General features: G+C 72.6%; 15 protein-coding genes. 10 read left to right on the top strand and 5 right to left on the bottom strand.

Annotation, left to right across the window (positions count from 1 at the left end; genetic code table 11):
• Positions 1-54 precede the first annotated feature (54 nt).
• On the top strand, positions 55-492 hold the full coding sequence (locus ACTMS0_RS23835) for a nitroreductase family deazaflavin-dependent oxidoreductase (RefSeq protein ID WP_441157479.1): 438 nt from the start codon (positions 55-57) through the stop codon (positions 490-492).
• 91 nt (positions 493-583) lie between these two features.
• Here ACTMS0_RS23835 and dacB read toward each other — a convergent pair whose 3' ends face one another.
• Positions 584-2167: a D-alanyl-D-alanine carboxypeptidase/D-alanyl-D-alanine endopeptidase gene (gene dacB, locus ACTMS0_RS23830; RefSeq protein WP_441157478.1), complete on the bottom strand. Its 1584-nt coding sequence runs from the start codon at positions 2165-2167 to the stop codon at positions 584-586.
• 280 nt (positions 2168-2447) lie between these two features.
• Between dacB and ACTMS0_RS23825 the strand changes: the two genes are divergently transcribed.
• Positions 2448-2726: an adhesin gene (locus ACTMS0_RS23825; protein ID WP_441157477.1), complete on the top strand. Its 279-nt coding sequence runs from the start codon at positions 2448-2450 to the stop codon at positions 2724-2726.
• 10 nt (positions 2727-2736) lie between these two features.
• Here the strand turns inward: ACTMS0_RS23825 and ACTMS0_RS23820 are convergent, their stop codons facing one another.
• The gene (locus ACTMS0_RS23820) at positions 2737-3834 is read right to left on the bottom strand and encodes a beta family protein (protein WP_441157476.1); all 1098 of its coding nucleotides are present in this window, start codon (positions 3832-3834) and stop codon (positions 2737-2739) included.
• A 360-nt stretch (positions 3835-4194) separates the two neighbouring features.
• On the opposite strand from ACTMS0_RS23820, the gene ACTMS0_RS23815 reads away from it, so the two are divergent.
• Positions 4195-4599, top strand: a complete 405-nt coding sequence (locus tag ACTMS0_RS23815) for a cupin domain-containing protein (RefSeq protein WP_441157475.1) — start codon at positions 4195-4197, stop codon at positions 4597-4599.
• A 65-nt stretch (positions 4600-4664) separates the two neighbouring features.
• Complete coding sequence (locus ACTMS0_RS23810; protein ID WP_441157474.1) at positions 4665-6461, top strand: glycoside hydrolase family 15 protein; 1797 nt, start codon at positions 4665-4667, stop codon at positions 6459-6461.
• Between the two features lie 4 nt (positions 6462-6465).
• Here the strand turns inward: ACTMS0_RS23810 and ACTMS0_RS23805 are convergent, their stop codons facing one another.
• Both ACTMS0_RS23805 and ACTMS0_RS23800 read right to left on the bottom strand, forming a co-directional pair.
• Positions 6466-7659: a threonine synthase gene (locus ACTMS0_RS23805; RefSeq protein ID WP_441157473.1), complete on the bottom strand. Its 1194-nt coding sequence runs from the start codon at positions 7657-7659 to the stop codon at positions 6466-6468.
• Positions 7660-7687: 28 nt separating this feature from the next.
• Positions 7688-8731: a DNA polymerase ligase N-terminal domain-containing protein gene (locus tag ACTMS0_RS23800; protein ID WP_441157472.1), complete on the bottom strand. Its 1044-nt coding sequence runs from the start codon at positions 8729-8731 to the stop codon at positions 7688-7690.
• Positions 8732-8840: 109 nt separating this feature from the next.
• On the opposite strand from ACTMS0_RS23800, the gene ACTMS0_RS23795 reads away from it, so the two are divergent.
• The 4 genes from ACTMS0_RS23795 (at position 8841) to ACTMS0_RS23780 (ending at position 11607) form a co-directional block, all read left to right on the top strand.
• A complete protein-coding gene (locus ACTMS0_RS23795) occupies positions 8841-9626 on the top strand; it encodes an aldo/keto reductase (protein WP_441157471.1) in 786 nt (261 codons plus the stop codon).
• A 155-nt stretch (positions 9627-9781) separates the two neighbouring features.
• Positions 9782-9946: a hypothetical protein gene (locus tag ACTMS0_RS23790; RefSeq protein ID WP_441157470.1), complete on the top strand. Its 165-nt coding sequence runs from the start codon at positions 9782-9784 to the stop codon at positions 9944-9946.
• Positions 9946-10908 (top strand): golvesin C-terminal-like domain-containing protein, encoded by a 963-nt coding sequence (locus ACTMS0_RS23785; RefSeq protein WP_441157469.1) that lies wholly within the window; start codon positions 9946-9948, stop codon positions 10906-10908. The genes ACTMS0_RS23790 and ACTMS0_RS23785 overlap by 1 nt, the downstream gene beginning before the upstream one ends.
• Before the next feature lie 111 nt (positions 10909-11019).
• A complete protein-coding gene (locus ACTMS0_RS23780; RefSeq protein WP_441157468.1) occupies positions 11020-11607 on the top strand; it encodes a hypothetical protein in 588 nt (195 codons plus the stop codon).
• A 51-nt stretch (positions 11608-11658) separates the two neighbouring features.
• Here the strand turns inward: ACTMS0_RS23780 and ACTMS0_RS23775 are convergent, their stop codons facing one another.
• Complete coding sequence (locus ACTMS0_RS23775) at positions 11659-12810, bottom strand: GH12 family glycosyl hydrolase domain-containing protein (RefSeq protein ID WP_441157467.1); 1152 nt, start codon at positions 12808-12810, stop codon at positions 11659-11661.
• Positions 12811-13121: 311 nt separating this feature from the next.
• Here ACTMS0_RS23775 and ACTMS0_RS23770 point away from each other — a divergent pair, with 311 nt between their 5' ends.
• Positions 13122-14228 carry an FAD-dependent monooxygenase gene (locus tag ACTMS0_RS23770; RefSeq protein ID WP_441157466.1) on the top strand — a complete coding sequence of 369 codons (1107 nt, stop codon included), beginning with the start codon at positions 13122-13124 and terminating at the stop codon, positions 14226-14228.
• A 175-nt stretch (positions 14229-14403) separates the two neighbouring features.
• Positions 14404-16164 carry an aa3-type cytochrome oxidase subunit I gene (gene ctaD, locus ACTMS0_RS23765; protein WP_441157465.1) on the top strand — a complete coding sequence of 587 codons (1761 nt, stop codon included), beginning with the start codon at positions 14404-14406 and terminating at the stop codon, positions 16162-16164.
• Positions 16165-16267 lie beyond the last annotated feature (103 nt).

Genomic DNA, 16267 nt, shown 5'->3' with positions numbered 1-16267 from the left:
GCCGGTCGGGGTAGCGTGGTGCCCGCAGGTCGACCACTGAGGACGGGAGGGCCCATGACGACGGGTGAGCAGGTGCTGGACAGCCCCGAGGGCTGGGTGGCCGACCACATCCGGCGGTACGTGGAGACCGACGGCGCCGAGGGGCACGAGTGGCGGCCGGGTGTCTTCACGCTGCTGCTGACCACGCGGGGGCGACGCAGCGGCCAGCTCCGGCGGACGGCCCTCATCTACGGCCGCGACGGTGACGCCTACCTGGTGGTCGCCTCGCAGGGCGGCGACCCGAAGCACCCGGGGTGGTACCTGAACCTGCGCGAGGAGCCGCTGGTCGAGGTGCAGGTCGGCGCCGAGCGGTTCACCGCCCGCGCCCGCACCGCGACGCCGGAGGAGAAGCCCCGCATGTGGTCCACGATGGTGGCGATCTGGCCGGCGTACGACGGCTACCAGGCGAAGACCGCCCGCGAGATCCCCGTGGTGGTGCTGGAACGGCTCTGACCGCCGCGCACCCTGGGCCCGGACCTGGTACGACTCACCGGCGGCCCCGGACGCACCGGCCTCCGCCGGAGCCCCGCCCGTTCGTCCGTCCTCAGCAGGCGATGGGCTTCACCCAGGAGCACTCCCGGTCCTCGGGGACGGCCGGAGGTTCGGCCACGGTCCGTGGCGCGGTCCGCGCGGCGGTCGCGTCCTTCTCGGTGTACGACGCCAGCGCCACGGCGATCTGGTCCTCGAGCCCCTTCACGGACGAGGCGAGGTAGTTGTTGAGCAGGATGGAGAACGCCAGCAGCCGGCCGTCGGCGTCGGTGACGTAGCCGGACAGGCCGGAGACCCCGGTCAGGCTGCCGGTCTTGGCGTGCACGTTGCCCGCCGCCGGCGTGCCCCGCATCCGGCTGCGCAGCGTCCCGCCGACGAAGCGGTCCGCCGCGCCGGCCACCGGCAGGGCCGCGTACCAGGCGGGGAACCAGGGCTCGGCGCGGACGGCGGTGAGCAGGTCGACGAACTCGGTCGCCGGGACCAGGTTGCGCCGGGAGAGCCCGGAGCCGTCCCGCTGGCGGAAGGTCGCCGGGTCCATGCCGGCGCCGGCCACGTACCCGTTGATCGCGGCGATCCCGGCCGACCAGGTGCCGGACCCGGCGAGCACCCGGCCGATCTCCTTGGCGAGCACCTCCGCGTGCCCGTTGTTGGAGAGCTTGAGGAACGGCACCATCAGCTCCGCCAGGGTCATCGAGTCGTGGCGGGCCACCTCGGCCGCTCCGGCGGGCGTGGGCCGGCCGAGGACCGTGCGGCCCAGCACCCGTACGCCGTGCTTGCGAAGCGCCGAACGGAAGACGTCGGCCGCGTACCCGGTGGGCTCCCAGACCGTGACCCAGTCGCTGGCCGGCGCGTCCCCGACGGCGATCTGGCCGGTGACCACGACGGTGTTGCCGCCGTGCACGCGCTCGAAGGAGATCGACGTGTCGCCGTCGGCGACGGTCGTCGCCCGGTTGTCGATCCGGAGGTACCCGGTGGCGGGCGTGGTGGTGACCACCGGCCTGCCCCCGGGTGCCGCGGCCGGGGCGGCGTGGACGATGACGGTGCCCGCGTCGTAGTCGGTGTCCGGCGTGACGGTCAGCGCGGACACCTGCGCCGCGTAGTAGTACGGCTCGTCGTCCCACGTCCAGTCCGGACCGAGCCGCGTGTCGTCGTAGCGGGTGTCGTCGGCGACCAGGTTCCCGGTCACCACACGGATGCCGGACGCGGCCACCTTCGCGGCCAGCGCGTCGTAGTCCGCGGCGAGCATCGTCGGATCGCCCCCGCCGCGCAGGTGGAGGTCGCCGTTGACGACGGTGCCGCGGCGGGACCCGCCGGCGAGCACGTCGGTGTGGAAGCGGTGGTCCGGGCCCAGCAGCTCCAGCGCGGCGGCCGAGGTCAGCAGCTTGGTGTTGGACGCGGGGACGAGGCGGCGGTCGCCGTTGCGGTGGTAGACGGTCTCGCCGCTGGCGGCGTCCTTGACCACGACGGAGGCCTGGGCGCCGGCGAGGCGGGAGTCGGCGAGGATTGCGTCGATCGTGGCGTTGAGCCGGGTCGCGGCGGGGGTCGGCGACTCGGCCGTCGCGGTGGGCGCGGCGGCGGTGGCCGCGGCGGCGACGACGGCCACCAGCGCGAGCGTCCGGGGGAAGAGACGACGATGCATGCGGTGATGCTGCCACGGAGATATCTGCCAGGAAAGGGCGTCGAGCGAAGAAAATCTCCGCCCTGCTAGCACGGGCCGGGCCGGCGGCGGGGCGATTCGCCGGATTTCATCCGATCGGGTACAGGCCGGCGGCCCGGTTGACGGACGCCCGGGTAGCGGGCACCGTAGGGTCTGAGGGGCCCTGTCGTGGGCCCCGAGCCGCGACGGGCAACGTCCCTGTCGCCCCCGGCCCGCCATCGGCGGCCGGTCGCGAATCCCAGGACACACGAGGAGTTCCGCCATGCTGACCATGACCGACAACGCCGTCATGGTGATCCGAGACCTCGCCAACCAGCAGGACGTCGCGGAGGACGGCGGGGTACGCATCGCCGCCGACCCGGACGCCGGCTCGCTCACCGTCGAGCTGGTCGAACGGCCCGCCGAGGGCGACCACGTGGTCGACAACCAGGGCGCCCGGATCTTCCTCGACGAGGACGCGGCCGACCTGCTCGGGGACGCCTCCGTGGACGCCAGCGTCGACGACGAGGGAATCGTGCAGTTCGGCTTCACCGAGAAGTAGTGAGCCCGGGTCAGCCCGCGCGCCGGGCGGCTCCGCCGCGGTTCGGCCGGGTGGGCCGGCCGGCGAGCGACTGACCGGGCCGCCACGGCTCGGGCTGGGCCTCGCGTACCGGCCCGTGCAGCGTCGACAGCACGTGGGCCAGGTGGTGCGAGGTGCACCACGCCGCCCAGGTGCTGGTCGAGCCCGCGCCGCCGATCCGGCGCGCCCGCCGCAGGATCTCGTGGTCGCCCCACGAGTAGGCGGCGCCCGCCGGGGGCCAGTGCGGGGCCGCGACCAGGGTGCGGCACAGGTCGGCGAAACGCTCGTCACCGCGGCCGCCCCGGCGGGACCAGCGGTAGACCCACCATGCCCCGTCGGTCGTGTACCGCATGGTGGGCAGCCGGTCGCCCGCCTGCTCGGCGTCCCGTGCCGCCGGGCTGACCCCGTAGTCGCCGTAGCCGACGCCGAGGTCCGCCAGCTCCTGCCACAGCAGCCAGTCCCACCGGTCGACCCGGACCGGCTCGTCGATGGGCAGGCGGGACAGGGTGGGCGGCATCCCGCCCGCCGCCACCGCGACCGAGCGCCAGGCGTGCCGGCGGGCCCAGTCCAGCAGCCGGCGGACCCGGGGCTCGACCATCCGTACGTCGGCCCGGCAGCACACGTCCGCCGCGTCGACGAGCAGGTCGCACTGCTCCGGGTCCAGCCGGGTCCACCGCCAGATCCGTTCCACCGCGGCGGTGGCCTCGTCCGGCCCGGCCCGGTCCGTGCCGATGCGCAACCGGACCAGCGCCCGCTGGGCGTGGGCCCGGGCCGCGGCGCCGTGCGCGACGAGCCGCCGCTCGCTCTCGGCGAGCCCGATCACCGGCACCAGCGGTACGCCCCAACCCGCCAGCTCTGTCTCCGGCGCGTCGGGAAGGGCGGAGACGTCGACCGCGGGCAGCAGCCCCGCCGGCAGTCGACCGAGGACGTCCACGGTGAAGGAATCCAGGAGGGACACGTCGATGACTGGAGCGAGCAGTGGCGCCAGGGCCGGGTCGAGGTGGCTGAGTGCCTCCAGCTCACCACGCCGGTTGGCAAGGATGGGGCGGTAGACCGGTTCCGCCTCCCGGCCCCCGTGGGCGGGCACCATACTTCAGCCTAGCCGCGGCATTCGCGCCGGTCACCGCGTTCCCGCCACACCGGTCGCTCCGTCGCAGGTCAGCCGGGGTGCGGGCGGTGCCAACTGTCCATGATCGGACACTTCTCGGGGTGGTCGCGGGGATCAGCCAACGAGCGCACGGCGCCGCCCGACTCCTGGTCGGAACGTCGCCGCGCTCTGGCCGTCTCCCACCACCGCAGCCGTACGGCGGTACGCCAGCGGGGACCTGGCTCGACCGGACACGTTGGTCCGCTCGAGGTGTCGATCCCCGTCCACCGGGGATCCAAACCTCCGGAACGTGGGGAATTCCACCATCTGCGAGTCTCGGCGTGGCGTACGGCCGCAGCGGGTATGGAGCGCGGCATGGAGCATTTCACGATCGCGACCGTCGCCGAGAAGAGCCCGGACTTCCGGCGGGTGCTGTGGACCGGGCAACACACGCAACTCGTCATCATGACGATCCCGCCGGGAGGTGAGATCGGCGAGGAGGTTCACGAGGACGTCGACCAGATCCTCACCTTCGTCAGCGGGACCGGCGAGGCGCGGGTGGCGGGGGAGAAGCGCGAGATCGCCCAGGGCGACCTGGTGGTGGTGCCGGCCGGCACGAAGCACAACTTCGTCAACACCGGCCCCAACCCGCTGGTGCTCTACACCGTCTACGGCCCGCCGGAGCACGCCGACCAGGTGGTGCACCGCACCAAGGAGGAGGCGGACGCGGCCGAGGCGGCCGGCGAGGACCAGCCCCCCACCTCCTGACGCGGCGGACCGTCGGGCCCGCCCCGGTGTCGTCTGACCGGGGCGGATCGGGGTACCCGCAGCGGGTGGACCAGCCGGCGATCTCCGACTACGGATTCCTCTCCGACTGCCGCTCGGGAGCGCTGGTCGGCCGGGACGGCTCGGTCGACTGGTGGTGCCCGGACCGGTTCGACGCTCCCGCAGTGTTCGCACGGGTGCTCGACCCCGAGGCCGGGCACTGGCGCCTGGCCCCGGTCGGCGCGGGCCACCCCGGACACCGCGTGGAGCGCGCGTACCGGCCGGACACGCTGGTGCTGCGGACCGTGCACCACACCCCGGAGGGCAGTGTCGCGGTCACCGACGCGCTCGCCGCCGAGCTGGGCGCCCGCGGCCACCAGCTGGGCATGAACTCACCGGCGGTGCTGCTGCGCACCGTCGAGGGTCTCGCCGGGCGGGTGCGGATGGCGTCGGACTTCGCACCGCGCCCCGACCACGGCCTGCTCACCCCGTACCTGCACGACCAACCCGACGGCGCGGTGCTGGCCGTGGCCGGGGCGACGGTCCTGGAGCTGCGCTCGGACGGCCCGCCGCTGCGCGCCGGCGTGGACCGGGTCCGCACCGAGTTCGAGGTCGCGGCCGGTGACACCGTCGGTTTCACCGCCGCGTACGGGCGCACGTACGGCGAGCGGCCGGCCCGGCTCGATCCGGCGACCATGATCGCCGAGACGGCGGTGGCGTGGGAGGCGTACCGCGAGACCCACCAGTACGACGGCCGCTACGCCGACCTGGTACGGCACAGTGCGGTCGTCCTCACCGGCCTCACGTACACCCGCAGCGGCGCGGTCGCCGCCGCGCTCACCACGTCGCTGCCGGAACGGATCGGCGGCGACTGCAACTACGACTACCGGTACGCCTGGTTGCGCGACTTCGCCATGACGCTGCGCGCGCTCTGGGTGGCCGCCTGTCCCACGGAGGCGTCCCGGCTCTTCGCCTGGGCGTCCCGCTCGATCGGCCGGGTCGGCCCGGAGCCGGTGCCGGTGCTCTTCGGTCTGGAGGGCGAGCGGGACATCTCCGAGCACGCCTCGACGCACCTGCGCGGGTACGCCGGCAGCCGGCCGGTGCGCTTCGGCAACGACGCCTGGCGGCAGCGGCAGCTCGACGTGCCCGGCGAGATGATCTCGTCGGTGTGGCGGTTGCATCACCTGCTCGGGGACCCTCTCGACGAGGACCTGCGCGAGATGGTGCTCGGCCTGACCGAGCAGGTCGCCGACACGTGGCACCTGCCGGACCGGGGCATGTGGGAGACCCGGGACACCGACCGGCACTACCTGTCGTCGAAGGTGCTCTGCTGGGTGGCGATGGACAAGGCCGTCGCGCTGGCGCCCCGGCTCGGCGAGCGCGCGGACCCCCACCGGTGGGCGGCGATCCGGGACGAGATCCGGACCAGTGTGCTGCGCGCGGGGTGGAACGAGCGCGTCGGCGCGTACACCAGCGCGTTCGGCTCCAGCGAGCTGGACGCCTCCGCGCTGTTCCTGCCGGTGGCGGGTTTCCTCCCGGCCACCGACCCGAGAATGCGCGCCACCATCGAGGTGATCGAGCGGGAGCTGGGCACCGACGGAGGCCTGGTCCGGCGTTGGAACACCGACCCCGCCGGCTTCCTGCTCTGCTCGTTCTGGCTGGTGGAGTGCCTGGTGATGGCGGGGGAGCGGGAGCGGGCCGAGGAGCTGTTCGAGCGGGTGGTCGGGCATGCCAACGACGTCGGCCTGCTCAGCGAGCAGATCGACCCGCACACCGGTGCCCAGCTCGGCAACACTCCGCAGGCGCTCTCGCACATCGGCCTGATCAACGCCGCGTGGCGCCTCACCGACCCCACCACGGACTGACCGCTCAGGCGGGCAGCAGCGGCACCCCGGTCACGTCCACCGTCTCCGGGTACTTCAAGCCGGCGCCGGTGTTGAGCACCACGACCCGCTCGCCGGCCCGGATCCAGCCGCCCGCCCGCAGTTGCCGGGCCGCCGTCAGGCAGGCCGCGCCCTCCGGGCAGAGCAGCAGCCCCTCCCGCGCCGCGAAGCCCCGCAGGTCGGCGAGGAGTTCCGTGTCCGTCACGGCGACGGCCGTGCCCGCGCTCTCCCGCAGTGCGGTCAGGATCAGCTCGTCGCCGAGCGGGGCCGGCACGGTGATGCCGAACGCCACGGTGTGCGCGTCGGCCCACGGTTCGGCCCGCTCCGCCCCGGCGGCGAAGGCCCGGACGATCGGCGCGCAGCCGGTCGACTGCACGGCCACCAGGCGGGGCAGCCGGTCGGTGATCCAGCCCAGCTCGCGCATCTCGTGCAGTGCCTTGTGGATGCCGATCAGGCCGACGCCGCCGCCGGTCGGGTAGATGATCACGTCGGGCACCTGCCAGCCGAGCTGCTCGACGATCTCGTACCCCATGGTCTTCTTGCCCTCGAGCCGGTACGGCTCGCGCAGTGTGCCGGCGTCGAAGACCGCGCCGCCGGCGTCGGCGACCAGCCGCGCGACGTGTCGGCCGGCGTCGCTGATCAGCCCGTCGACCAACCGCAGGTCGGCTCCGGCGGCGACGCACTCGCGGCGGCAGATGGTGGGCGCGTCCTGCGGCATGACGATGGTCGCGCCCAGGCCGGCCCGGGTGGCGTACGTGGCCCAGGCGGCGCCCGCGTTGCCGTTGGTCGGCATGGCGATCCGCTCGACGCCCAGCTCGCGGGCGCGGCTCACCCCGACGGCCGCCCCGCGCGCCTTGAACGACCCGGTCGGGGTCAGCCCCTCGTCCTTGACCATCAGGTCCGGGATGCCGATCTCCGCGCCGTACGTCGGGGCGCGCCACAGCGGCGTCCAGCCCTCGCCCAACGTGGTGACGTGCCCCGGGTCGGCCACCGGCAACAGTTCCCGGTACCGCCACAGGTCGGCCGGCCGGAGCCCGAACCGCTCCGGGGTGACCACGTCTGCCACCGCCGCCAGGTCGTAGCGGGCCAGCAGCGGGGAGCCGCACGCGCACAGGTTCTGCGGTTTGCCGGCGTCGTGCTCTCCGCCGCAGCGCGGACACTCCAGGTGGGTCAGGTACACGGGCGCTCCTCGCATCGTCGGCGGTCGGTCAGCTCGTGTCGATGCTCAGCCAGTGCCGGCTGCGCCGGCCCGGCTCGTACGCCGAGTCGAGGCGCTTGGCCACCACACCCGGCAACCCCTGCTCACGGGCCGTCCGCAGGGCCTCGGCGCCGGTGCCGGGGAACCAGGGCGGAGTCTGCCAGTGGGTGCCGGCCAGCGCCAGCCCGTCGAGCAGTTCCCGGCGCTGCACGTACGGCAGCTCGACGCTGGTCACGCCCTCCAGCCACAGCAGATCGAACAGGAGGAACTGGGCGTCGGCGGTGGCCCGCCCACCACGCGCCGGCCGTACCCGACCGGCCTTGTCGATGCGCACCAGGACGCCGTCGAGCACGGCCTCCGTCGGCGCCAGCGTCTCGGCGAGGTTCCGCAGCCATGGGTATGTCCCGGTGATCTCGTCGTCGGTCTCGGACAGCAGCCGCAGCCGGCCGCCCGAGACGTACGCGACCGCGCGGACGCCGTCCCAGCGCAGCTCGTACCCCCAGTCCTCCTTGTCGCGGGGCAGCTTCCGTGCCGGCGTGGGGAGCATCGGGCGGACGAGCTCCGGCATGCTCTCCCAGCCCTCCGGCGGCGGGTCGGTGCGCCGGACCATCCAGTCCCGCCCGTCCCGGCCGCCGGCGGCGAAGAGCACGTACCGGCCGTTGGTCCGCTCCCCGTCGAGGGTCACGATGACCTCGTCGTCCCGCCACTTCTCGCAGCGGTAGGTGCCCCGGTCGTGGATCGTCATCCGGCCGCCGCCGTACTCGCCGGCCGGGATCTCGCCGGAGAAGTCGAGGTACTCCATCGGGTGGTCCTCGGTGTGCACGGCGAGGTGGTTGCGGCCGGGGTCCCGGGGCAGGCCGCGCGGCACCGCCCAGGAGGCGAGGACGCCGTCGTGCTCCAGCCGGAGGTCCCAGTGCAGGCTGCGGGCGTGGTGCTGCTGGATGACGAAGCGGGCACCGTCCGGACCACCGGCCTGCGGGGTCCGCTCCGGCACCGGTTCCGGGGTACGCGCGGCGTCCCGCTTGCGCCGGTACTCCTCCAGCCGGTCAGCCACATCCGCATTCTCCGGCACCGGGGCGGATTCCGCCCGGGGTCGGCCCCGTCGGGGGGTGTCGGTGCGGTTGGGCGGCGTGCCAGGGGCGATCACGGGTAGAACCGTCGGTATGGACCTCGACCAGCCCACCGTCCTGCTCCCCGGCGAGGTGCGGATACCCCTGCTCGGCTTCGGCACGTGGCAGATCACCGGGCCGGCGGCGTACGAGTCCGTGCTGGCCGCGCTCGACGCGGGTTACCGGCACATCGACACCGCCACGATGTACGGCAACGAGAAGGAGGTCGGTCGGGCGGTCGCCGAGAGCGGCCTGCGCCGGGAGGACGTCTTCATCACGACGAAGCTGCCGCCGGACCGGGTCGGCCGGGAGCAGGAGACGATCGAGGCGAGCCTGCGCGCGCTCGGCATGGACCACGTCGACCTGTGGCTGGTGCACTGGCCCCCGTCGAGCGACGCCGACAACATCCCGGTGTGGCGGGAGATGCTCGTCGCGCGGGAGGAGGGTCTGGCCCGAGCGGTCGGGGTCAGCAACTTCAGCACGGCGCAGATCGACGAGTTGATCCAGGCCACCGAGGAGACCCCGGCGGTCAACCAGATCCGGTGGAGCCCGTCGCTGTACGACCGCCAGCGCCACCGGGACCACCGGGACCGGGGCGTCGTGCTGGAGGGTTACAGCCCGTTCAAGACCAGCGACCTGTCCGACCCGGTGCTGGTCCGGATCGCGGCCGCGCACGACGTCTCACCGGCTCAGGTGGTGCTCCGCTGGCACATCGACCACGAGATCGTGGTCATCCCGAAGAGCGTGACGCCGGAGCGGATCCGCGCCAACGCCGACGTCTTCGACTTCTCGCTCACCGCGGAGGAGATGCGCGACATCGACGCGCTCGGCGGTTCCTGACCGGGCCCCCGGCGCACGGGGCTCGGCCGGCGCATGTCCGCCGATGGCGAAAACCTTCATGGCGAACAGGCCCGTCGTAGGGTATCGACATTGACGAACGTGACAGGGTAGCGTCACGGCCATTAATCGATCCTCGTAGTTATCTGGAGGACGCCATGGCCCCTGCCCGTCCCGCCCGTCTGCGCCGCCGAGGTCTGCTCGGCGTACCGGCCCTGGTGGCCGCCGCGCTCGCCGTCGCCGCCCGGCCCGCGCCGGCGACCGCCGCGGCTGCCGCGCCCAGGAAGCTCGAGTGCCTCGCCGACCTGCTCCAGGAGTCCTGATGGCCACCATTCCCTGGTTGGTGGACGTGCTGCGGGGCGCGGGCGTCCAGGTCGTGGTCGAGGGCGACTGGCTCAACCGGATGCGGCCGGGGGACTTCAACCCGATCGGGGTGCTCTGGCACCACACGGCCGCGACCTCCAGCGCCAGCAACCCGCACCCGGCGCTCAACATCTGCATCAACGGCCGGTCCGACCTGCCCGGCCCGCTCTGCCAGGCCCTGGTCGACTACCACGGCGTCTTCCACGTCATCTCCGCCGGACGCTGCAACCACGCCGGCACCGCCCGCGCGAGCGGGCCGATCCCCGCCGGGGACGGCAACACCATGCTGATCGGCTGGGAGATCGACTACAACGGGGTCGACCAGGAGATGACGGCGGCGCAGTACAACGCCTCGATCGCCGCCACCGCCGCCGTGCTCAAGCAACTGGGCAGGGACGCCAGCTACGCCCGCGGGCACCGGGAGACCAGCACCACCGGCAAGATCGACCCGTCCTTCATCGACCTGAACGTGATGCGGGCCGACGTCGCGGCGAAGATGGCCGGCGGCACGGCGTGGAGCGCGGTCGTCGACAACTCCACCGCCGGCCGGTTCACCGCGAGCGCCAACTGGGGTGTCTCGTCGTACTCCGGGCAGCGCTACGGGTCCGACTACCGCTACGCGAACCCCGTCGCCGCCAGCGACGCGGCCTGGTACAAGTTCAACGTCCCGGCGACCGCGAGCTACCGGGTGGATGCCTGGTGGCCGGCGGTTTCCGGCTACAACGCCAGCACGCCGTACATCGTCGCGACGACGACCGGCAACCAGACCGTGTACGTCGACCAGCGGGTCAACGGCGGGCAGTGGCGCAGTCTCGGCACCTTCACCCTGCCGGCGGGCGACGCCAACCGGGTGGCGGTGAGCCGGTGGAGCAGCGCGGCCGGCTACGTCATCGCCGACGCCGTGCGGCTGACCCGGGTCTGACCAGGCGGTCCCGGACCGGGAGTGGCCCCCGGGCGGTGGCCGGGAACGGGACGGCGGATGTCGGCGGTCTGCCCTAGGGTCGGCGGGTCAACCCCTCCACGAAGGAGCATCGTGATCCGACTCCGCAGCATCCTGGCCGTCGCCGGCGCCGCCGTGGCGACCACGGCAGCGCTGCCGGCCACCCCCGCCGCCGCCGACACCGTCGACCGGTACGCGCACGCCCACTTCGACGGTGCTGGCAGCATGTACGTCGACGTGCATCGTCCGGCCACCGGTGCCACCACCGTGGACGTCGAGTGGCAGGACAGCACCTGTGGCCCGGTCGGCGACCTCTACGTGTGCGACAGCGTCTCCCGGCGGGCGTACGACGTCCCGGTCACCCGCTTCGCGTTCTCGCTCAGCGAGGCGAACCTGGCCGCGACCGTGCCGTACCGGGAGACCCGTCGGCACTGCGAGTTCGTCGACGAGACCGAGAACTGCACCGAGGAGACCGGCGCTGGCACGACCACGCTGCGGGTGACCTGGACGGCCACCGCCGAGCCCTACCGCGAGCGGTACACCGGCGAGGACGGCACCGTCTACATCACCACCAGGAGCGACACGACGGTGTCCGGCAGCGGCTTCGGCAGCACCTACGACGACCCGACGAACAGCTTCGGCGTGCTGAGCCGGGTCCGCACCATCCCGCCGGCCGCCTGACCCGGCGGGCCGGGGTGCCGCGTCAGCACGACGCGGCACCCCGGCACGGCGTCAGGACCGGGTGCAGGTGGTGCCGTTGAGGGTGAAGCTGGTGGGTGACGAGTACGCCCCGCTCTGCGTGCCCTGGTAGCCGAAGCTGGCCGTGCCGCCCGGCGCGATCGTGCCGTTCCAGCTGATGTTCCGCGCGGTCACCGACGATCCGCTCCGGGCCACCGTGGCGTTCCAGGCGTTGGTCACCGTCTGCCCGGCGGGCAGCGTGTACGCCAGCGTCCAGCCGTTGATCGTGCTGGACCCGGTGTTGGTGATCTGCACGTCGGCGGTGAAGCCGGTGCCCCACGAGTTCGGCGTGTACTTCACCGCGCACCCGCTGCCGCCCGGCGGTGGCGTGGTCGGCGGGGGCGTGCTGGGCGGCGGGGTGGTCGGCGGGGGCGTGGTCGGGTTGCCGCCGCCGTTGACCGATGCCGAGAAGGTGGCGACGGCAAGGCCCGTGCCGCCCTGCCAGGGCTCGAAGCCGGCCTGGATGCTGGTCAGGTACCAGGAGCTGGTGATCGCGCCCCGGTTGCGGACGTCGGTGATGAAGTCCAGCACGCTGAAGCTGAGGCTGCTGATCGCCGACGGCGCCACGTACGAGATGACGTTGTTGGAACCGTTGCTGCCGCGCCAGACCTCCCAGGTGCGCCCGGCGAGGCTGGCGGTGCCGACCGGCGAGCCGATGGGCTGGATCGGGCCCTGCCGGTTGAGCCAGATCATGATCTCCATCTGGTTCACCCCGTCGCGCTTCGGCGAGGGGTCGAGCCAGATGTCGTACGAGGCGTTGTAGGTCGCCCCGCTGACGTAGCGGTAGGTGATGCTGCTGTTTGCGCTGCTGATCTGGCTGACCTGGATGGGCAGGTTGGTGCCGGGGGAGCAGTTCGTGTAGTGGCAGCCGATGAAGATCGACGGGTACGCCGTCGGCGCGCCGTTGGTGGGGTTGCTGCCGTCCTGCCTGGTGATCTCGAATCCGGTGTCGGTGACGTTGATGCACTGCTGGGCGGTGGTGCCCCAGCGGTTGTTCTGCACGACGTACCGGCCCTGGGTGGTGGTCGAGCCGTACTGCTCGCAGATCTGGGTGTCGGCGGAGGCGGTGCCGCCGAGGGCCACGGCGACGATCGACCCCGTGGCCAGCAGGGTCGCGGCCGCGAGGGTCCGGAGTGGACGTTTCATGGTGCTCCTCGGGTGCCGGCGCCCGTGGCGCCGGACGGGTCGGTGGGTCACGGGCGGGTTCGGGAGCGCTCCCACGCTAGTCGACACATTTACATCTTTGAAACCCTCGCGCAACAGGGCGAGAGTATTGGGATGGAAAGTGAGGTTTGTCACGTCAGCGACGAGCGGCCCGCTGGTGGTCGTCCGGGCAACCGGGCAAGCGCGGAAAGGGGTTGCCCCGAGCGGACCGATTGACTCTGGTGTGGGCCGATTGCGCCGAGTAGTGTCTTGCCTCCAACGCGTGCCGAACCCCTCCGGAGGCGTACACCACCATGGGTGGCTCCCCCCTGCGCATCCTCGTCGTCGGCGCGGGCATCGCCGGCCTCGCCGTGGCCCGGGCGCTGCGAATGGCGGGCTTCCGGCCCGACGTCACCGAGAAGCTCCCCGCCGGTGAGCTTCCGGACACCGGCCTTTATCTGCCCGGTAACGCCGCGCGGGCGCTGCGTCGGCTCGACCTCGACGGGCCGGTCCGCCCCCTGGGTCAGGTGATCCACCGGCAGTACTTCCTCGACGCGGCGGGCGCGCCGCTCTGCGAGGTCGACCTCGACACACTGTGGGCCGGCGTCGGGGAGTGCCGGGCGCTGCTCCGGGCCGAGCTGCACCGGGTGCTGCTCACCGGCGCCGGGGGCGCCGTGCGGCACGGCGCCGAGGTCCGCAGCATCGACCTGCTGCCGCAGAGCGTCGGCGTCACGTTCGTCGACGGCACCGCCACCGAGTACGACCTGGTGATCGGCGCGGACGGGCCGCGCTCCTCGATCCGTACGCTCGCCTCGCTCGGTGGCCCGCCGCGCCCCAGCGGCCAGGTGGTCTACCGCAGCGTGGTGCGGGACGGGCCGCCCGTCCGGGAGTGGACCGCGCTGCTCGGCCAGCGGGCCGGTTTCCTGATCGTCCCCATCGGGGCCGGGCGGCTGCACTGCTACGCGGACGAGACGGGCAGGGAGCCACCGGTCGACCCGGTGGCCCGGCTGCGGGAGCTGTTCGGCGACTACGGCGGGCCCGTGCCAGAGGTGCTGGACTGCCTGGACCGCGTGCACGTCGGCGTCACCGACGAGGTCGAGCTGGGCCGCTGGTACCGGGGACGGGTGCTGCTGGTCGGTGACGCCGCGCACGCCACCGCACCGACCCTCTCCCAGGGCGCGGCCATGGCCCTGGAGGACGCCGTCGTGCTCGCCGAGTCGCTCAAGGCGGCCGGCAGCGTCGAGGCGGCGCTGACGGCGTACGAGAGTCGTCGTCGCCCGCGTACCCGATGGGTGCGGGACCGGACCCGGGACCGCAACCGGACCCGCGACGTGCCGCCGGCGCTGCGCGACCCGCTGCTGCGCGGGCGTGGCGGACGCATCTTCGGCGAGCACTACCGGCTGCTGCTGGGGCCGCTGTGACGACGGTCGGGGCCGTTCCGGGCGGGCATGGGTGCGATCGGGCGCCGCGGGTGGCGCAGGTTACCCGACCACCCCACGCGGCGTTCCCACCTGCCGGGGACTATCCTCCTTGCGGATGACGGCCCGCAGACAACAACGCGTGCCGAGCGGGACAACCCAGAACCGGAGGCCACTCGTGACCACCGTCGCACCCAAGCCGGTCGTGACCCGGCCCTGGCCGGTCCGAGCGCCGGTCAAGGGGTCGGCCATCGCGCGGCTGCTGCGGACCACGGACGCGAAGCAGATCGGGATCATGTACATGGTCACCGCGTTCGCGTTCTTCATGATCGGCGGCCTGATGGCCCTGATCATGCGGGCCGAGCTGGCCCGGCCCGGGCTGCAGTTCCTGTCGCCCGAGCAGTACAACCAGCTCTTCACCATGCACGGCACGATCATGCTGCTGTTCTTCGCGACGCCGATCGTGTTCGCCTTCGCCAACTACATCGTGCCGATCCAGATCGGCGCCCCGGACGTCTCCTTCCCCCGGCTGAACAGCTTCGCCTACTGGCTCTACCTGTTCGGTGGGTCGATGGCGACGCTGGGCTTCATCACGCCGGGCGGCGCCGCCGACTTCGGCTGGTTCGCGTACACGCCGCTGAGCAGCGTCGAGCACTCGCCGGGCGTCGGCGCCAACATGTGGATCGTCGGCCTGGCCATCTCCGGTCTGGGCACCATCCTCGGCGCGGTCAACATGATCACCACGATCCTGACCCTGCGCGCCCCCGGCATGACCATGTTCCGGATGCCGATCTTCACCTGGAACATCCTGGTCACCAGCCTGCTCGCGATCCTGGTCTTCCCGCTGCTGGCCGCCGCGCTCTTCGCGCTCGCCGCGGACCGCATGCTGGGCGCCCACGTGTACGACCCGGCGACCGGCGGGCCGATGCTTTGGCAGCACCTGTTCTGGTTCTTCGGGCACCCCGAGGTGTACATCGTCGCGCTGCCGTTCTTCGGCATCGTCTCCGAGGTCATCCCGGTCTTCTCCCGCAAGCCGATCTTCGGCTACAAGGGCCTGGTCGCCGCGACCCTCGCCATCGCCGCCCTGTCGATGAGCGTGTGGGCGCACCACATGTTCGCCACCGGCCAGGTGCTGCTGCCGTTCTTCAGCTTCCTGAGCTTCCTGATCGCCGTCCCCACCGGCATGAAGTTCTTCAACTGGATCGGCACGATGTGGCGGGGCCAGATCAGCTTCGAGTCGCCGATGCTGTTCTCGATCGGCTTCCTCGTGACCTTCCTCTTCGGCGGTCTCACCGGCGTGCTGCTGGCCAGCCCGCCGCTGGACTTCCACGTGTCCGACTCGTACTTCGTGGTGGCCCACTTCCACTACGTGCTCTTCGGCACGATCGTGTTCGCGGTGTTCGCCGGCATCTACTTCTGGTTCCCGAAGATGTTCGGCCGGATGCTCGACGAGCGCCTCGGCAAGGTGCACTTCTGGCTGACCATGATCGGCTTCCACACCACGTTCCTGGTGCAGCACTGGCTGGGCAACGAGGGCATGCCGCGGCGGTACGCGGACTACCAGCCGTCCGACGGCTTCACCGAGCTGAACATGATCTCCACGGTCGGCGCGTTCATCACCGGTATCTCGACGCTGCCGTTCATCTACAACTGCTGGAAGTCGTACAAGGCCGGCCCGGTGGTCGAGGTCGAGGACCCGTGGGGCCACGGCAACTCGCTGGAGTGGGCGACCAGCTCGCCGCCGCCGCTGCGGAACTTCGACCGGATGCCGCGGATCCGCTCCGAGCGGCCGGCGTTCGACTACAAGTTCCCGGAGCTGGCCGCCGGTGGCCAGTCGCTGGCCGGCCCGCCGGAGGGCGGCGCCAAGCCGCTGACCAGCGAGTCCGACGGTGGCGCCAGCTACCAGGAGGACGTCGCGAGCGACATCGACCGCCGCTGACGCTCCGCGTTCCGTACGACGGGCGCCGCTCCCCCCGGGGACCGGCGCCCGTCGCCGTTTCGTGCCCGTTGGTCGTCCAGAGTGGGTGGCCCACGGGCGGGCG

The organism is Micromonospora sp. H33, from assembly GCF_052068455.1.
Taxonomy (GTDB): domain Bacteria; phylum Actinomycetota; class Actinomycetes; order Mycobacteriales; family Micromonosporaceae; genus Micromonospora.
The sequence above is the reverse complement of the archived record's forward strand: the minus strand, read 5'-3'. Positions and strand labels throughout refer to the sequence as shown.